This is a genomic window from Pseudomonas azerbaijanoccidentalis (assembly GCF_019145495.1).
GTDB lineage: Bacteria > Pseudomonadota > Gammaproteobacteria > Pseudomonadales > Pseudomonadaceae > Aquipseudomonas > Aquipseudomonas azerbaijanoccidentalis.
The window spans coordinates 273,124-289,898 of the sequence record NZ_JAHSTU010000003.1 but is presented as its reverse complement, the minus strand read 5'-3'; the positions used below and the strand labels follow the sequence as shown (position 1 = coordinate 289,898).

The 16,775-nt window shown below is 59.0% G+C and carries 16 protein-coding genes; 14 read left to right on the top strand and 2 right to left on the bottom strand.

Features of this window, described 5'->3' with window-relative positions; all coding sequences use genetic code 11:
- Window positions 1–173 precede the first annotated feature (173 nt).
- From minD to KVG88_RS12055, 7 genes are all read left to right on the top strand, one after another.
- The gene (gene minD / locus KVG88_RS12085; RefSeq protein ID WP_007974946.1) at window positions 174–986 is read left to right on the top strand and encodes a septum site-determining protein MinD; all 813 of its coding nucleotides are present in this window, start codon (window positions 174–176) and stop codon (window positions 984–986) included.
- A gap of 3 nt (window positions 987–989) precedes the next feature.
- Window positions 990–1,244 carry a cell division topological specificity factor MinE gene (gene minE, locus KVG88_RS12080; RefSeq protein ID WP_007974947.1) on the top strand — a complete coding sequence of 85 codons (255 nt, stop codon included), beginning with the start codon at window positions 990–992 and terminating at the stop codon, window positions 1,242–1,244.
- 91 nt (window positions 1,245–1,335) lie between these two features.
- Window positions 1,336–1,971 (top strand): RluA family pseudouridine synthase, encoded by a 636-nt coding sequence (locus KVG88_RS12075; protein WP_150702861.1) that lies wholly within the window; start codon window positions 1,336–1,338, stop codon window positions 1,969–1,971.
- A gap of 153 nt (window positions 1,972–2,124) precedes the next feature.
- Entirely contained in the window at window positions 2,125–2,967 is an 843-nt protein-coding gene (locus KVG88_RS12070; protein WP_217871451.1) for a protein kinase family protein, read from the top strand.
- Between the two features lie 85 nt (window positions 2,968–3,052).
- Complete coding sequence (locus KVG88_RS12065) at window positions 3,053–4,342, top strand: M18 family aminopeptidase (protein WP_150702863.1); 1,290 nt, start codon at window positions 3,053–3,055, stop codon at window positions 4,340–4,342.
- A 161-nt stretch (window positions 4,343–4,503) separates the two neighbouring features.
- Window positions 4,504–4,680, top strand: a complete 177-nt coding sequence (locus KVG88_RS12060) for a hypothetical protein (protein ID WP_191630491.1) — start codon at window positions 4,504–4,506, stop codon at window positions 4,678–4,680.
- Window positions 4,681–4,756: 76 nt separating this feature from the next.
- Window positions 4,757–6,922 carry a mechanosensitive ion channel family protein gene (locus KVG88_RS12055; protein WP_217871449.1) on the top strand — a complete coding sequence of 722 codons (2,166 nt, stop codon included), beginning with the start codon at window positions 4,757–4,759 and terminating at the stop codon, window positions 6,920–6,922.
- A 71-nt stretch (window positions 6,923–6,993) separates the two neighbouring features.
- Here the strand turns inward: KVG88_RS12055 and KVG88_RS12050 are convergent, their stop codons facing one another.
- Window positions 6,994–7,707, bottom strand: a complete 714-nt coding sequence (locus KVG88_RS12050) for a UTRA domain-containing protein (RefSeq protein ID WP_217871448.1) — start codon at window positions 7,705–7,707, stop codon at window positions 6,994–6,996.
- A 362-nt stretch (window positions 7,708–8,069) separates the two neighbouring features.
- Here KVG88_RS12050 and KVG88_RS12045 point away from each other — a divergent pair, with 362 nt between their 5' ends.
- From KVG88_RS12045 to KVG88_RS12020, 6 genes are all read left to right on the top strand, one after another.
- Window positions 8,070–9,134: an ABC transporter substrate-binding protein gene (locus tag KVG88_RS12045; RefSeq protein ID WP_217871447.1), complete on the top strand. Its 1,065-nt coding sequence runs from the start codon at window positions 8,070–8,072 to the stop codon at window positions 9,132–9,134.
- 186 nt (window positions 9,135–9,320) lie between these two features.
- A complete protein-coding gene (locus KVG88_RS12040; protein ID WP_217871445.1) occupies window positions 9,321–10,127 on the top strand; it encodes an alkaline phosphatase family protein in 807 nt (268 codons plus the stop codon).
- Between the two features lie 5 nt (window positions 10,128–10,132).
- A complete protein-coding gene (locus tag KVG88_RS12035) occupies window positions 10,133–10,969 on the top strand; it encodes an ABC transporter permease (protein WP_191630599.1) in 837 nt (278 codons plus the stop codon).
- Window positions 10,956–11,756: an ABC transporter permease gene (locus KVG88_RS12030; protein WP_150705481.1), complete on the top strand. Its 801-nt coding sequence runs from the start codon at window positions 10,956–10,958 to the stop codon at window positions 11,754–11,756. The genes KVG88_RS12035 and KVG88_RS12030 overlap by 14 nt, the downstream gene beginning before the upstream one ends.
- Window positions 11,753–12,742 (top strand): ABC transporter ATP-binding protein, encoded by a 990-nt coding sequence (locus KVG88_RS12025; protein WP_150705482.1) that lies wholly within the window; start codon window positions 11,753–11,755, stop codon window positions 12,740–12,742. Before KVG88_RS12030 ends, KVG88_RS12025 begins: the two co-directional genes overlap by 4 nt.
- 34 nt (window positions 12,743–12,776) lie before the next feature.
- The gene (locus KVG88_RS12020) at window positions 12,777–13,430 is read left to right on the top strand and encodes an HAD family hydrolase (RefSeq protein ID WP_150705483.1); all 654 of its coding nucleotides are present in this window, start codon (window positions 12,777–12,779) and stop codon (window positions 13,428–13,430) included.
- 95 nt (window positions 13,431–13,525) lie between these two features.
- On the opposite strand, the gene KVG88_RS12015 is transcribed toward KVG88_RS12020, so the two are convergent.
- Window positions 13,526–14,488 carry a zinc-binding dehydrogenase gene (locus KVG88_RS12015; protein WP_217871443.1) on the bottom strand — a complete coding sequence of 321 codons (963 nt, stop codon included), beginning with the start codon at window positions 14,486–14,488 and terminating at the stop codon, window positions 13,526–13,528.
- 138 nt (window positions 14,489–14,626) lie between these two features.
- Between KVG88_RS12015 and KVG88_RS12010 the strand changes: the two genes are divergently transcribed.
- Window positions 14,627–16,708, top strand: coding sequence for a carboxy terminal-processing peptidase (locus KVG88_RS12010; protein WP_217871828.1), 2,082 nt, complete (start codon window positions 14,627–14,629; stop codon window positions 16,706–16,708).
- The last annotated feature ends 67 nt before the right edge of the window (window positions 16,709–16,775 follow it).

Sequence of the window (16,775 nt, the reverse complement as noted above, 5' to 3'; positions counted from 1 at the left end):
TCTAAAACGTAGCGAAAACGGCTCAAACGAAGTAGGAAAAAGGCTAAAAGCAGTGTTTACCGGGGGTAAGCGCCGCTCAAAACCGAATTCCAGCCAAGGCTGTCCGACTGCAGTAGTTTTCAGGAGATGTTTTTCAGGGGCTAAAAGTCCTTTTTCCTTAGGGGTGAAACACCTTGGCCAAGATTCTCGTGGTTACATCCGGCAAGGGTGGTGTGGGTAAGACCACCACCAGCGCCGCTATCGGTACCGGCCTCGCTCTGCGCGGCCACAAAACAGTGATCGTCGACTTCGACGTGGGCTTGCGTAACCTCGACCTGATCATGGGTTGCGAGCGCCGCGTGGTGTATGACTTCGTCAACGTGGTCAACGGCGAAGCCAACCTGCAACAGGCCCTGATCAAAGACAAGCGCCTGGAAAACCTCTACGTACTGGCCGCCAGCCAGACCCGCGACAAAGACGCGCTGACCGTCGAAGGCGTGGAAAAAGTCCTGATGCAACTCAAGGAAGACTTTGAGTTCGTGGTCTGCGACTCCCCGGCAGGTATCGAGAAAGGCGCCCACCTGGCCATGTACTTCGCAGATGAAGCGATCGTCGTGACCAACCCGGAAGTGTCCTCGGTACGTGACTCCGATCGCATGCTCGGCCTGCTGGCCAGCAAGTCCCGTCGCGCCGAACGTGGCGAAGACCCGATCAAGGAACACCTGCTGATTACCCGTTATCACCCGGAACGTGTGAGCAAAGGCGAAATGCTCGGCGTAGAAGACGTCAAGGAGATCCTCTCGGTGACCCTGCTCGGCGTGATCCCGGAATCCCAGGCGGTGCTCAAGGCATCCAACCAGGGCGTTCCCGTGATCCTCGACGACCAGAGCGATGCCGGCCAGGCCTACAGCGATACCGTAGATCGCCTGCTGGGCAAGACCGTGGATCATCGATTCCTCGATGTACAGAAGAAGGGATTCTTCGAGCGCCTGTTTGGAGGCAACTAAGCAATGAACCTTTTTGACTTCTTTCGTGCCAACAAAAAGCAAAGCACCGCGTCGGTAGCGAAAGAGCGTCTACAGATCATCGTGGCGCACGAACGCGGCCAACGCAGTACCCCGGACTACCTGCCAGCCTTGCAGAAGGAACTGGTCGAGGTGATTCGCAAGTACGTCAATATCGGGTCCGATGACGTGCACGTCGCACTGGAAAGCCAGGGCAGCTGCTCGATTCTGGAACTCAATATCACCCTGCCAGATCGCTGAGTCGATCCGGCTGGAGCCACGGCGGTTCAGGCCCCACGCGCGACTGCGGGGGGCCTGAACCGCCGTTGGCGTTTGTTACGAGGCTGTTTTAATGCCGCTGTCCAACGTCCACATCATTCATCAGGACGCCGCCGTATTGGTGGTGAACAAACCGACCTTGTTGCTCTCTGTCCCCGGCCGGGCCGAAGACAACAAGGACTGCCTGATCACCCGCCTGCAGGAAAACGGTTACCCGGAAGCCCGTATCGTCCATCGCCTGGACTGGGAGACCTCCGGCATCATCCTGCTGGCTCGCGATCCCGATACGCACCGTGAACTGTCCCGACAATTTCACGACCGCGAAACCGAAAAAGCCTACACCGCCCTGTGCTGGGGCCAACCCGAGCTCGACAGTGGCAGCATTGATTTGCCGCTGCGCTACGACCCACCGACAAAGCCTCGCCATGTGGTCGACCATGAGTTCGGTAAAAACGCGCTGACCTTCTGGCGTGTGCTGGAACGCTGTGGCGACTGGTGCCGCGTGGAACTCACGCCGATCACCGGGCGCTCGCACCAGTTGCGCGTGCACATGCTGTCGATCGGTCACCCCTTGCTGGGCGATGGGCTCTACGCTCACGAGCAAGCGCTGGCCGCGTGGCCACGCCTGTGCTTGCACGCCAGCATGCTGAGTTTCACTCACCCGCAAAGTGGTGAGCGTCTGCGCTTCGAGTGCCCCGCACCCTTTTGACAAGCGTGTGGCATTCATCAAAAGCCCTTCGACTGAAGGGTTTTTTTATTTCTCGTTACAAATAATACGACATAAAAATGGCGTGAAAATATTGTCATAAATTTGTAAAAAAACGTAAAATGCTAGCACTTTGATAGTAGGCAGGATGCCCTCGTGCTCAGCAGTAAAGCGCTTCAATGCGACTACCCCATCACCTTTGTCTTCGGCAACACCACCCTGCATCTGTCGGAACAGCCTAGCGTCGAAGCACGTCAGGCCCTGGAAAAGCTCATTGAGAAGCGCCGCTCGCGCAAACTCACCCGTGCCAGCGCACCGTTGGCTGCGGGAACTACGCCACTGTTTGCCAAGGTCCAGCCACTGGATACCTTCAAGGCGAAAGTGCGGGTAACCCTGGGCAAACCCCAGCGCAACGGACGATTCGACTGGCCCCTCGAAGAGCTGAAAAACACCCTCGAAGCGCAACGCCGGGGTGTACGAATGCCGCCGTTGCAAGGTTTTGGATACACGCGGGATCGACTGGGGCTGACCCAGGAATATTTCATCATCACGCGCTTGCTCGATGATCATATCGACGGCGTGCGGTGGCTCAAACGTAACCCGGACAAAGTCGAATCCTTCATTCTCGATGCGTTCGACCTACTGAGTTCCCTGGCTCGCAAGAACATCACGCACATGGATTTCTGGATCGGCAACATCATGATTCCAGAAACGTCGCACAAACCGCTCAAAGCCATCGACTTCGAAAACTGCTTCGCCGGACAGACGGCTCACCTGAGCGAAACGCTCGGTTTCCAGTTGGGCTTTTTCTACCGCCGGGACATCTACAAACTCATCACCGAAGCCGATTACGATCGGTTGGTGTATGAATACGTCGGACAATTTCCGGGCATCTCCCGAAAAAAATTCGATGATGTCTATTTTGCGAGCAAGCACGAATATGTGGGCCGCAAGCAACGTCGCGAAGTGTTTCTCAACGGCACGCTGATCACCGGCTGACTCCAGGCGCGCGCCAAACGGCATTGTGTCTGCAATGCCGTGAGCCAATACGTTAAACTGGCGCCATTGCTGTCTGGAGCTACTTATGCGCGAAGAGTTGAACCAAGGCCTGATCGACTTCCTCAAGGCCTCCCCTACCCCGTTCCATGCCACTGCCAGCCTTGTTCAGCGACTGGAAGCGGCGGGCTATCAACGCCTCGACGAGCGTGAACCATGGGCCACCGAAGCCAATGGCCGCTACTACGTCACCCGTAACGACTCTTCGATCGTCGCGATCAAAATGGGCCGCCACTCGCCGCTGCACGGCGGTATTCGCCTGGTCGGCGCCCACACCGACAGCCCGTGCCTGCGGGTCAAGCCGCAACCGGAACTGCAACGCCAGGGCTTCTGGCAGCTGGGTGTCGAAGTCTATGGCGGCGCACTGCTGGCGCCGTGGTTCGACCGCGACCTGTCCCTGGCCGGCCGCGTAACCTTCCGCCGTGACGGCAAGGTCGAGAGCCAGCTGATCGATTTCAAGGCACCGATCGCGATCATTCCAAACCTGGCCATCCACCTCAATCGTGAAGCCAACATGGGTTGGGCGATCAACGCCCAGACCGAGTTGCCGCCCGTGCTGGCGCAATTTGCCGGTGACGAGCGCGTGGACTTCCGCGCCGTGATCACCGACCAACTCGCCCGCGAACACGGTTTGAACGCGGATGTGGTGCTCGACTATGAGCTGAGTTTCTACGACACCCAAAGCGCCGCCGTCATTGGCCTGCACGGTGATTTCATTGCCGGCGCGCGCCTGGACAACCTGCTGTCGTGCTACGCCGGCCTGCAAGCGCTGCTGACTGCCGACACCGATGAAACCTGCGTACTGGTTTGCAACGATCACGAAGAAGTAGGTTCGTGCTCGGCCTGCGGCGCCGACGGCCCGATGCTCGAACAAACGCTGCGTCGCTTGTTGCCCGAGGGTGATGAATTCGTACGCACCATTCAGAAATCCCTGCTGGTCTCGGCCGACAACGCCCACGGCGTGCACCCCAACTACGCCGACAAGCACGATGCCAACCACGGCCCGAAACTCAACGCCGGCCCGGTGATCAAGGTCAACAGCAACCAGCGCTACGCCACCAACAGCGAAACCGCCGGGTTCTTCCGTCACCTGTGCATGGCCGAAGAAGTGCCGGTGCAGAGTTTCGTGGTGCGCAGTGACATGGGCTGTGGCTCGACCATCGGCCCGATTACCGCCAGCCACTTGGGCGTGCGCACCGTGGACATCGGCCTGCCGACGTTCGCCATGCACTCGATCCGCGAACTGTGCGGCAGCCACGATCTGGCGCACTTGGTCAAGGTGCTGAGCGCGTTTTACGCCTGCCGCGAACTACCGTAAACCCTGTAGGAGCTGCCGAAGGCTGCGATCTTTTGACCTTGATTCTGATGTGAGGCGCAATTGCCAACGATCAAAATCAAAAGATCGCAACCTTCGGCAGCTCCTACGCACCTCCAAAAGCCACCTAGACTTTCATTATCCCTTTCGACAAGGCAGTCGCCATGATCACGATGTCCTCGTTCCACGCCATGCTGATCCCCATTCTTATCGGGATGTTCATGCTGGCTATCGGCTTCAACTTCCGTGACAAAAACGCTGGCGTACTTGCCATGTGGCTCGGCATGCTGCTGATCCTCGCCACGGTGATCTTCAAGATCCTCGCCAAACTCAACGAATAAATCCTCACCGAACTCGCTTTGAATTTAACGGGCTCGTACACTCGGTCGACCCGCTCACTCCGAGGTTGACCGCCTAGTGTTCGCTCGTCTTTTCGCCCTTCCGTGCTTGTTCCTCGTCTGCCTGATGACGCTGCTGCCGATGGCACCTGCCCAGGCGGTCGGTTTGCCGAGCCTGCTCAACAGCTCATCGAAAACCCAACCAGAGGCGCAAGAGCCACTGGGGCAATCGCTGGATGAAGTAATCAAGTCCCTGGAAAACGATCAGCAACGAACCAAGTTGCTGGCGGACCTGAAGAAGCTGCGCGACGCCACGAAAAAGGCGCAACCGGTCACCGAGGAAGGTGTTCTGGGCTTGATTGGCGGCACGCTCGCCAGCTTCGAAAAACAGTTTTCCGGTCCCGACAGCCCGCTTACGCGCTGGTCCAACGAGTTCGACCAGGCCAAGGACGAACTCACAGCACTGATACTGCCGGCCAACGAATGGCTGCCGATCATCTTCGCGTTCGCCGTGATTCTGATGGTCTGGAGCCTGCTGGCCGCGGCGCTGATCTGGATCAGCCACCGGGTGCGCATGCGTTTCGGGCTGACCGAAGAACTGCCGCAACACCCCAGGGCCCTGGACATGTTGCGCTTCGCGTTGCGCAAGCTCGGGCCATGGCTGATTGCCTTGGTCATCACGGTCTACATGAGCTACGCCCTGCCGTCGTCGTTGGGCAAAAGCCTGGCCATGGTGCTGGCCTATGCGCTGGTGGTCGGTACCTGTTTCTCTGCCATCTGCGTGATCGCCTTTTCCCTGCTCGACGGCCCGCACCGCCACCGCGCCTTGTACATCTTGCGACATCAGGCGTTTCGTCCGCTGTGGCTGATCGGCAGCTTCGCCGCTTTTGGTGAAGCCTTGAACGATCCGCGCTTGATCGAAAGCCTCGGTGTGCATCTGGCGCACACCGCCGCGACAGTGGCCAACGTCCTGGCGGCGTTGTCCACCGGCTTGTTCATCCTGCGATTCCGCCGCCCGATTGCACACCTGATTCGCAACCAACCGCTGTCGCGCCGCCTGACCCGCCGCGCCCTCAGCGACACCATCGAAATCCTCGGCACCTTCTGGTACGTCCCGGCGCTGGTGCTGGTGGGCATTTCGCTGTTCGCCACATTCGTCTCGGCGGGCGATACCAGCACAGCGTTGCGCCAGTCGCTGATCTGCACGGTGCTTCTGGTGTTGTGCATGGTGATCAACGGACTGGTACGCCGCCATTCACTCAAACCGCAACGCGGAGTCAAACGCCACGCCCTGTATTCGGAGCGCCTGAAGAGCTTCTTCTACACCCTCGCCCATCTGCTGGTATGGCTGGCCTTCATCGAACTCGGCCTGCGGGTCTGGGGCATGTCGCTGATTGCGTTCACCGAAGGCGAAGGTCATGAGGTCAGCGTCAAACTGTTCAGCCTCGCCGGCACATTGATTTTTGCCTGGCTGATCTGGATCCTCAGCGACACCGCCGTGCACCACGCCCTCACCCGCTCGCGCAAAGGCCTGGCCAACGCCCGCGCGCAAACGATGATGCCGCTGATTCGCAACGTGCTGTTCGTGGCGATCTTCATCATTGCGCTGATCGTCGCCCTGGCCAACATGGGCATGAATGTCACGCCACTGCTGGCCGGTGCCGGTGTCATCGGCCTGGCCATCGGCTTTGGTGCGCAGTCGCTGGTAGCCGACTTGATCACCGGCCTGTTCATCATCATCGAAGACTCCCTGGCCATCGACGACTACGTCGACGTCGGCGGCCACCTCGGCACCGTTGAAGGCCTGACCATTCGCACAGTGCGTCTGCGGGACATCGACGGCATCGTCCACACCATCCCGTTCAGCGAAATCAAAAGCATCAAGAACTATTCCCGGGAATTCGGCTACGCGATTTTCCGGGTGGCGGTGCCTGCGAGCATGGACATCGACAGCGCGATCAAGTTGATGCGCGAAGTCGGCCAGAAAATGCGCACCGACCCGCTGCAACGACGCAATATCTGGTCGCCGCTGGAATTTCAGGGCGTTGAAAGCTTCGAGTCAGGCAATGCGATCCTGCGCGCGCGGTTCAAGACCGCACCGATTAAACAGTGGGAGGTTTCCCGGGCGTTCAATCTGTCGCTGAAACGGCATCTGGATGAGGCCGGGATGGATTTGGCGACGCCGCGCTTGAGCGTGCAGGTCGTCACGGCCGGTGGTGGCCCGGAGAAAGACCAGCCGCTGTAGGAGCTGCCGCAGGCTGCGATCTTTTGATCTTTTTAAAAACAGAGTCAAAAGATCGCAGCCTGCGGCAGCTCCTACAGGACGTCGACGCCGACATGAATCGCATCATGCCGCCAGAACTCCAGGTCACAATCGATCAACCGTTCATGCTGGTCATAGTTGACCCGGGCAATCCGTAATCCGGGGCTGCCCACCGACACCCGCAATGCCGCCGCGGCATCCACCGACAATGCCGTCGGCACAATCTCGAAGCGCACCCGCCCATAGTGCAAATCGTAATGCCGGGCATAAAGCTCGGTGATCGACTGGTTCAGATCAAAATCCAGAATCCCCGGAAAGTATTGCGGGTTCAGGTAATGCTCCACGTACAAGACCAAACGCCCGTCGATGCGCCGCGACCGGCAGATCTGTATCACGCTCGACAGTGCCGGCAGCTGCAACCAGGCACACACCGCCGCGGACGCCGGCTGCAAGCGCGCCGAAATCACTTCGGTAGACGGCACCCGCCCTTGCGCACTGACCATCGCGTGAAAGTGGCTGCGCTGCATCAGGTTGTAGGCCAGGCGTGGTGGCGAGACGAACCAGCCTCGGCGCTCCTCGCGATAGATCTGCCCCTGAGCCTCCAACTGCAATAAGGCCTCACGCACAGTAATGCGCGTAGTGCCAAACAACTCACTGAGCTTGCGCTCGGCCGGTAGCTTGCTGCCGGGCGCCAGCAACCCGTGATCGAGTTGCTCCTGAAGAACCTGCCCAATCGCTGTCACCGCTTTTGTTGCCTCATCACGCATCAACGTTACCTATCTGGACTAGACCAGCACTGTTTCGGGGCAGAACCGCGCTGCAAATCGGCTCAATCAACGTCCTGCAAGCGTAGGCAGTGCAGATGACTGAGAGATGACAAGTCTCCAGACGGTCATCCCTGCGGTCATTTAAAAACCGTGCAATACATCGGCCAAGTCCTTACGCAGCGGGCCTTTGACTATGGTCTACGCTTAGTTGGCAGCCGTCAGTACCGGGCAAACAAAACGCCTGTCGGGCGACGAACGACATCAAAGTGTCATCCAGCCCCCTTAAATTGGCTCAGGTATTGCTGACCTAGACCAACACAAACCGCAATCGCAGCGTTGAACACGACCCAAGGAGCTTCGGAATGAAACAGTTTTTCCTGGCATCACTGTTAGGCTCGACCATTGCCATGTGCACCGCCGCCATGGCGGCTGATGATTTGAAAACCCTGGAAGCCGCTGCGAAAGCGGAAGGCGCAGTCAACAGCGTCGGCATGCCCGATGACTGGGCCAACTGGAAAGGCACCTGGGAAGACCTGGCCAAGAAATACGGCCTGAAACACATCGACACCGACATGAGCTCGGCACAGGAAATCGCCAAATTCGCCGCTGAAAAAGACAACGCCAGCGCCGACATCGGCGACGTCGGTGCCGCCTTCGGCCCAATCGCGGTCAAGCAGGGCGTGGTGCAACCGTACAAGCCTTCGACCTGGGATCAGATTCCAGACTGGGCCAAGGACAAGGACGGCAACTGGGCACTGGCCTACACCGGCACCATCGCCTTCATCGTCAACAAAAAGCTGCTGCACGGTTCCGAAGTGCCAACCAAATGGTCTGACCTCAAGACCGGCAAATACAAGGTTTCCATCGGTGACGTCAGCACCGCTGCCCAGGCGGCGAACGGCGTTCTGGCTGCGGCACTGGCCAACGGTGGCGACGAGAAAAACCTGCAACCTGCGCTGTTGCTGTTCGCCGACATCGCCAAGCAGGGTCGCCTGTCGATGTCCAACCCGGTCATTGGCGCCATGGAAAAAGGCGAAATCGAAGTCGGCGTGGTCTGGGATTTCAACGGCCTGAGCTACAAGGCCAAGATGGCCAATCCGGATGATTACGTGGTGCTGATCCCGTCCGACGGTTCGGTGATTTCCGGCTACACCACCATCATCAACAAATATGCCAAGAACCCCAACGCCGCCAAGCTGACCCGCGAATACATCTTCAGCGACGCCGGCCAGATCAACCTGGCAAAAGGCAACGCCCGTCCGATCCGCGCCGAGCACATCACGCTGCCGGATGACGTGAAAGCCAAGCTGCTGCCGAACGAGCAGTACAAAAAGGTCACGCCGATCAAGGACGCGGATGCATGGGAGAAAACCTCCAAGGCCCTGCCGCAGAAGTGGAACGAAGAAGTCATCGTCGAAATGAAGTGATGCTTTAGGCACCCACATTGGAAATCCAATGGAGATCCAATGTGGGAGCGAGCCTGCTCGCGATGACGGAGGGTCAGTCAATGTTAATGGCGACTGATTCACCGCTATCGCGAGCAGGCTCACTCCCACAGGGGTTTGAGTCGAACCCGAGATTTCCGAATTCCTGTTTTGCGGAGTCCCATCCCCATGAAGCACAACGTCATCCTTGTCGTGCTCGACGGCCTCAACTACGAAGTCGCCCGGCACGCCATGGGGCACTTGCAGGCCTACGTCGGCGCAGGACGCGCGGCGCTCTACAAACTTGAGTGCGAGTTGCCGGCCCTGTCCCGCCCGCTTTACGAATGCATCCTGACCGGCGTCACGCCGATCGACAGCGGCATCGTCCACAACAACGTCTCGCGCCTGTCCAATCAGCGCAGCATTTATCACTACGCCACCGATGCCGGCCTGAAAACCGCAGCGGCGGCTTATCACTGGGTCAGCGAGCTGTATAACCGCTCGCCGTTCGTGGCAGCCCGGGATCGCCACACCGACAACCCCGACCTGCCGATCCAGCACGGGCATTTCTACTGGAGCGACCACTATCCTGATTCGCATCTGTTCGCCGACGCCGAAAACCTGCGCCTGCGTCATGCGCCGAATTTTCTGCTGATCCACCCGATGAACATCGACGACGCCGGGCACAAGCACGGCCTCGACACCCCGCAGTACCGCAACAGCGCCCGCTTCGCCGACATTTTCCTCGCCGACTACCTGCAAGGCTGGCTCGACGCCGGTTACCAGGTGCTGGTCACCGCCGACCACGGCATGAACAACGATCGTTCCCACAACGGCTTGCTACCGGAAGAACGCGAAGTCCCGCTGTTCGTGCTCGGTGACGCCTTCAGCCTGAACGCCGCCGCCACGCCAAAACAGACCGAGATCTGCGGCACCGTCTGCGAATTGCTGGGCGTGCCCCACGACAAACCCGTGTGCCGGGAGCTGCTCAAGTGACCTCCATGACTCGTGGCAAATGGTTGGCAGCCTTGTGTCTGTTGCCCTTCACCCTGTTCTTTATCGTGTTTGAAATCGCCCCGCTGGTGTGGGTGATGATCAACAGCCTCGAGTCGGAAGAGTTCGGCTGGGGTATTGCCAACTTCACCAAAATCTTCAGCTCGAAGTTCTACCTCCAGGCGATCCAGTACAGCCTCGAAATCAGCTTCTGGTCGAGCGTATTCGGCATCGTGATCGCCGTGCTCGGTGCCTACTCCCTGCGCCGGGTCGATTCGAAACTGCGCAACTTCGTCAATGCTTTCGCCAACATGACCAGCAACTTCTCCGGCGTGCCTTTGGCCTTCGCCTTCATCATTTTGCTGGGTTTCAACGGCAGCTTCACCATCCTGCTCAAGCAGGCCGGGATCATCCAGGACTTCAACCTGTACTCGAAAACCGGGTTGATCATTCTCTACACCTACTTCCAGATTCCCCTCGGCGTGCTGCTGCTGTACCCGGCCTTCGACGCCCTGCGCGAAGACTGGCGCGAGTCCGCCGCGCTGCTCGGCGCCAACGGCTGGCAGTACTGGCGGCACATCGGTTTGCCGGTGCTGACCCCGGCACTGCTCGGCACCTTCGTGATTCTGCTGGCCAACGCCCTCGGCGCCTACGCCACGGTGTACGCCCTGACCACCGGCAACTTCAACGTGCTGACGATCCGGATTGCAGCGATGGTCTCGGGCGACATCTCCCTGGACCCGAATCTGGCCAGTGCCCTGGCCGTGGTACTGGTGGCATTGATGACCCTGGTGACCATCGTCCATCAACTGCTGTTGAAGAGGAGCTACCATGTCTCGCGCTGAATTGGGGCCCGCCGGCATCTACCATCGCGTGGTGGTTTACCTGCTGTTTGCCATTATGTTGCTGCCGCTGCTCGGCACTTTTATCTACTCGATCTCCAGCAGCTGGTCGGCAACCATTCTGCCCAGCGGTTTCAGCATCAAATGGTACGCACAGCTGTGGAGCGATCCGCGCTTCCTGAACGCTTTCGGCCAATCGCTGTTGGTGTGTGTTGGCGCATTGATCCTGTCGGTGGTGCTGATTCTGCCGCTGCTGTTCGTGGTGCATTACCACTTTCCGAAACTCGATGCGCTGATGAACATCCTGATCCTGCTGCCCTTCGCCGTACCGCCCGTGGTGTCGTCGGTGGGGCTGTTGCAGCTCTACGGTTCCGGGCCGTTCGCGATGGTCGGTACGCCGTGGATCCTGATCGGTTGCTACTTCACCGTAGCGCTGCCGTTCATGTACCGGGCGATCACCAACAACCTGCAAGCGATCAACCTGCGTGACCTGATGGACGCCGCGCAACTGCTCGGCGCCAGTACCTTTCAGGCTGCGTTCCTGGTGGTCCTGCCGAACCTGCGCAAGGGCTTGATGGTGGCGTTGCTGCTGTCGTTCTCGTTCCTGTTCGGTGAGTTCGTCTTCGCCAACATCCTCGTCGGCACCCGCTACGAAACCCTGCAGGTCTACCTAAATAACATGCGCAACAGCAGCGGCCATTTCACCAGTGCGCTGGTGATCTCCTACTTCTTCTTTGTGCTGGTCTTGACCTGGATTGCCAACATCTTGAACAGGGACAAAAGCGAATGAGCTATGTCAGCGTCCAACATCTTCAGAAAAACTACGCGGGCACCACGGTGTTCAGCGACATCAATTGCGAAATCCAGAAAGGCGAATTCGTCACCCTGCTCGGCCCGTCCGGTTGCGGCAAATCCACTCTGCTGCGCTGCATCGCCGGGCTGACGCCGGTGGATGGCGGCAAGATCCTCCTCGATGGCGTCGACATCGTGCCGCTGAGCCCGCAAAAGCGCGGCATCGGCATGGTCTTCCAGAGCTATGCGCTGTTCCCCAACATGACCGTGGAGCAGAACGTCGCCTTTGGTTTACGCATGCAAAAGGTCAACGCCGATGAGAGCCACAAACGCGTCGCCGAAGTCTTGAAACTGGTCGAGCTCAATGATTTTGCCGCACGTTATCCGCATCAACTGTCTGGTGGTCAATGCCAGCGCGTGGCCCTTGCCCGCTCATTGGTGACCCGCCCTCGCCTGTTGCTGCTGGATGAACCGCTGTCGGCCCTCGATGCACGCATTCGCAAGCACTTGCGCGAACAGATCCGTCAGATCCAGCGCGAACTGGGCTTGACCACGATTTTCGTCACACACGATCAGGAAGAAGCCCTGACCATGTCTGACCGAATTTTCCTGATGAATCAGGGAAAAATCGTACAAAGCGGCGATGCCGAAACCCTCTATACCGCACCGGTCGATGTGTTCGCCGCCGGCTTCATCGGTAACTACAATCTGCTGGACGCCGAGAGTGCGACGAAACTGTTGCAGCGGCCGATCAATCATCGGATTGCGATTCGCCCGGAAGCCATCGAACTGAGCCTCAACGGTGAACTCGACGCACAGATTCGCAGCCACAGCCTGCTGGGCAACGTGATTCGCTATCGCATCGAAGCCCGTGGCGTAGAACTGGTGGTGGATGTGCTCAACCGCTCGGCTTCCGACCTGCACCCCGATGGTCAGCGCCTGGCGCTTTCCATCGATCCGACGGCCCTGTGTGAGGTAGCCTGATGACCTTGCTGACGTTGAAGAGAGAACTGCACTGATGGCCCTGGCAATTTTTGATCTGGACGAAACCCTGATCCACGGCGACTGCGCCTCGCTGTGGAGCGAACAAATGGTCCGCCTCGGCTGGGTCGATGGTGAATCGTTCTTGCGTCGCGACAAGGAACTGATGGACGCCTACGGCCGTGGCCACCTGGCGATGGAAGACTACATGGCCTTCAGCCTGGAGCCGTTGATTGGTCGTACGCCTGAAGAAGTCACGCATCTGGTTGGCCCGTGGGTGGAAGACTTCATCGAACCGATCATCTTCAGTGACGCGACCAAAACCATCGCCGCGCACCGCAAGGCCGGTGACCGTATTCTGGTGATCTCCGCGTCGGGCACACACCTGGTCGCACCGATTGCCGAGCGCTTGGGCATCGACGAGATTCTCGGGATCGAACTGGAAGTGGATCGCGGTACTTACACCGGCAAAACCGTCGGCACCCTGACCTACCGCGAAGGCAAGATCACCCGGCTGCTGGAGTGGCTGGATGCGGAAGAGGAAAATCTCGAGGGCGCGAGTTTCTATTCCGACTCACGCAATGACCTGCCGTTGTTGCTGAAGGTGGATTACCCACACGTGGTCAACCCGGACCCGGTGCTCCGCGAGCAGGCGGAAAAGGCCGGCTGGCCGATCCATCTCTGGAAATAAAAGAAAAAGATCGCAGCCTGCGGCAGCTCCTACAGGGGGTCGCGTTCCATGAAGGGGCTGCCGCAGGCTGCGATCTTTTCAAAGCCAACCCGATATCAGGTCAGGCTGGCATCAATCACCAACACCAGTTTCCCCGCCACCGTGTTGCTCGCCAGCTCCGCAAACGCCGCTTCGGCGTCCTTGATCGGGAAGGCCTTGGCCAGTTGCGGGCTCAATCGACCTTCCGTAAACAACGGCCACACGTGCTGACGCAGATCGCTGAACAGATCCGCCTTGAACTGATCATCGCGGCTGCGCAAGGTCGAGCCCAACAGTTGCACGCGCTTGGCCAGCACTTGCGCAAGGTCCAGCTTGGCTTCGCGGCCCCCCATCAACCCAATCAGCACCCAACGGCCGTCCAGCGCCGTCAGCTTGAGGTTCAGCGCCGCGTAATTGCCGCCCACCGGGTCGAGGATGACATCGAACGGTCCCAAGTCACTCAGACTCTCCAGGTCGCCGGTGCGAACCACACCGCCCTGGGCGCCGAGTTTTTCGCAATAAGCCAACCGTTCGGCCGACCCGACACTGACCCAGCACGGATTACCGAACGCCTTGCACAGCTGAATGGCAGCTGAACCGATTCCACTTGCGCCGGCGTGCAGAAGAACTTTCTGACCCGGTTTGAGCGCAGCGAGTTGAAATAAATTCAACCACACCGTGGCATAGACTTCCGGTAACGCTGCCGCTTCCGCAAGCGACATTTCGTCGGGTACTGGCAGCACGTGCCGTCCGTCGACAACCACCTCTTCGGCCATCCCACCCCCGGCCAGCAAGGCGCAAACCCGATCGCCGACTTGCCAGGACGAACCCGGGCCGACCTCGCTGATCACTCCCGAACACTCTAGACCCAGCACCTGACTGGCCCCCGGTGGCGGCGGATATAGCCCTGCCTTCTGTAATAAATCGGCGCGATTGAGACCCGCTGCCGCCACTCGAATGCGAACTTGTCCTACATCACACGTAGGACTCGGCTCTTCAACCCACTCCACTTGACCGTCAACGCCTTGCAATGCTTTCACAGTGCCTCCATAGTGAGTCTGGACTGAGCCCGAAGCTGTAGCGCCGGGCTTTTTGCATTATGCGACCGGCCCTTGTGGAACCGGCGACTTCAAAGACGGCCTAATATGCGTTATCAATTGTCCCCGCGTCGAATCAACATGAAGCGTTTGTTCCCCAGCACTGCCCTCGCCCTTTTCATCGGTATCGGCCTGCTGCCGATGTCCGGCAATACTTTCGCAGCCAACAGCTGGGACAAGCTTCAACCTGATCGTGACGAAGTCATCGCCAGTCTGAATGTCGTGGAACTGCTCAAGCGCCACCACTACAGCAAACCGCCGCTCGACGATGCGCGCTCGGTGATCATCTACGACAGCTACCTGAAATTGCTCGACCCGTCGCGCAGCTACTTCATGGCCAGCGACATTGCCGAATTCGACAAGTGGAAGACTCAGTTCGACGACTTCCTCAAGAGCGGCGACCTCAACGCCGGGTTCACCATCTACAAGCGCTACCTGGACCGCGTCAAAGCGCGTCTGGACTTCGCGCTTGCCGAGTTGAACAAGGGTGTCGACAAAATGGACTTCACCACCAAGGAAACCTTGCTGATCGATCGCAAGGACGCTCCTTGGCTCAAGTCCAACGCAGAACTTGACGACCTGTGGCGCAAGCGCGTCAAGGACGAGGTCCTGCGCCAGAAGATCGCCGGCAAGGATTCCAAGCAGATCAAGGAAACCCTGACCAAGCGCTACAAGAACCAGTTGGCGCGTCTGGACCAGACCCGCGCAGAAGACATCTTCCAGGCGTACATCAACACCTTCGCCATGTCCTACGACCCGCACACCAATTATCTGTCGCCGGATAACGCGGAAAACTTCGACATCAACATGAGCCTGTCCCTCGAGGGCATCGGCGCCGTATTGCAGAGCGACAACGACCAGGTAAAAGTCGTGCGCCTGGTCCCGGCAGGCCCTGCCGACAAGACCAAGCTGGTGGCACCGGCCGACAAGATCATCGGCGTGGCCCAAGGCAACAAGGAAATGGTCGACGTGGTCGGCTGGCGCCTGGACGAAGTGGTCAAGCTGATCCGCGGTCCGAAAGGCACCGTGGTGCGCCTGGAAGTGATTCCGGCCAGCAATGCGCCGAACGACCAGACCAGCAAAATCGTGCCGATCACCCGTGAAGCGGTGAAACTTGAAGACCAGGCCGTGAAAAAATCGGTCCTCAACCTCAAGCAGGATGGCAAGGACTACAAGCTCGGCGTCATCGAGATCCCGGCCTTCTACCTGGACTTCAAGGCGTTCCGTGCGGGTGACCCGGACTACAAGAGCACCACCCGCGACGTCAAGAAACTGCTGACCGAACTGCAGAAAGACAAAGTCGACGGCGTGGTCATCGACCTGCGCAACAACGGCGGCGGTTCCCTGCAAGAGGCCACCGAGCTGACCAGCCTGTTCATCGACAAAGGCCCGACCGTACTGGTGCGTAACGCCGATGGCCGGGTTGACGTGCTGGAAGATGAGAACCCGGGCGCCTTCTACAAAGGCCCGATGGCGTTGCTGGTCAACCGCTTGTCTGCCTCGGCTTCGGAGATTTTTGCCGGCGCCATGCAGGACTACCACCGCGCGCTGATCATCGGCGGCCAGACCTTCGGCAAAGGCACCGTGCAGACCATTCAGCCGCTCAACCATGGCGAACTGAAGCTGACCCTGGCCAAGTTCTACCGGGTTTCCGGCCAGAGCACCCAGCATCAGGGCGTACTGCCGGACATCGATTACCCGTCGATCATCGACACCAAGGAAATCGGCGAAAGCGCCCTGCCGGAAGCCATGCCGTGGGACACCATCCGCGCAGCAATCAAGCCTGCGGTCGACCCGTTCAAGCCGTACATCACCCAGCTCAAGTCCGAGCATGACGTGCGTACTGCCAAAGACGCCGAGTTCGTGTTCATCCGTGACAAGCTGGCCCTGGCCCAGAAGCTGATGAACGAAAAAACCGTCAGCCTCAACGAAGCCGAACGTCGCGCTCAACACGCCGACATCGAAGCCAAGCAGCTGACCATGGAAAACATCCGTCGCAAGGCCAAGGGCGAAGAACCGCTCAAAGAGCTGAAGAAAGAAGACGAAGATGCAATCGCGGCCGAGCAAGACAAGACCAAGCCGGAGGACGATGCCTACCTGAGCGAAACCGGGCGCATCCTGCTGGACTACCTCAAGCTCAACACCGCGGTGGCCAAACACTGAGTGTTTATCCGCAATTGATGGCAATTTAATGCTGACGCTCCCCGGAGCGTCATCATACAGTCATCAA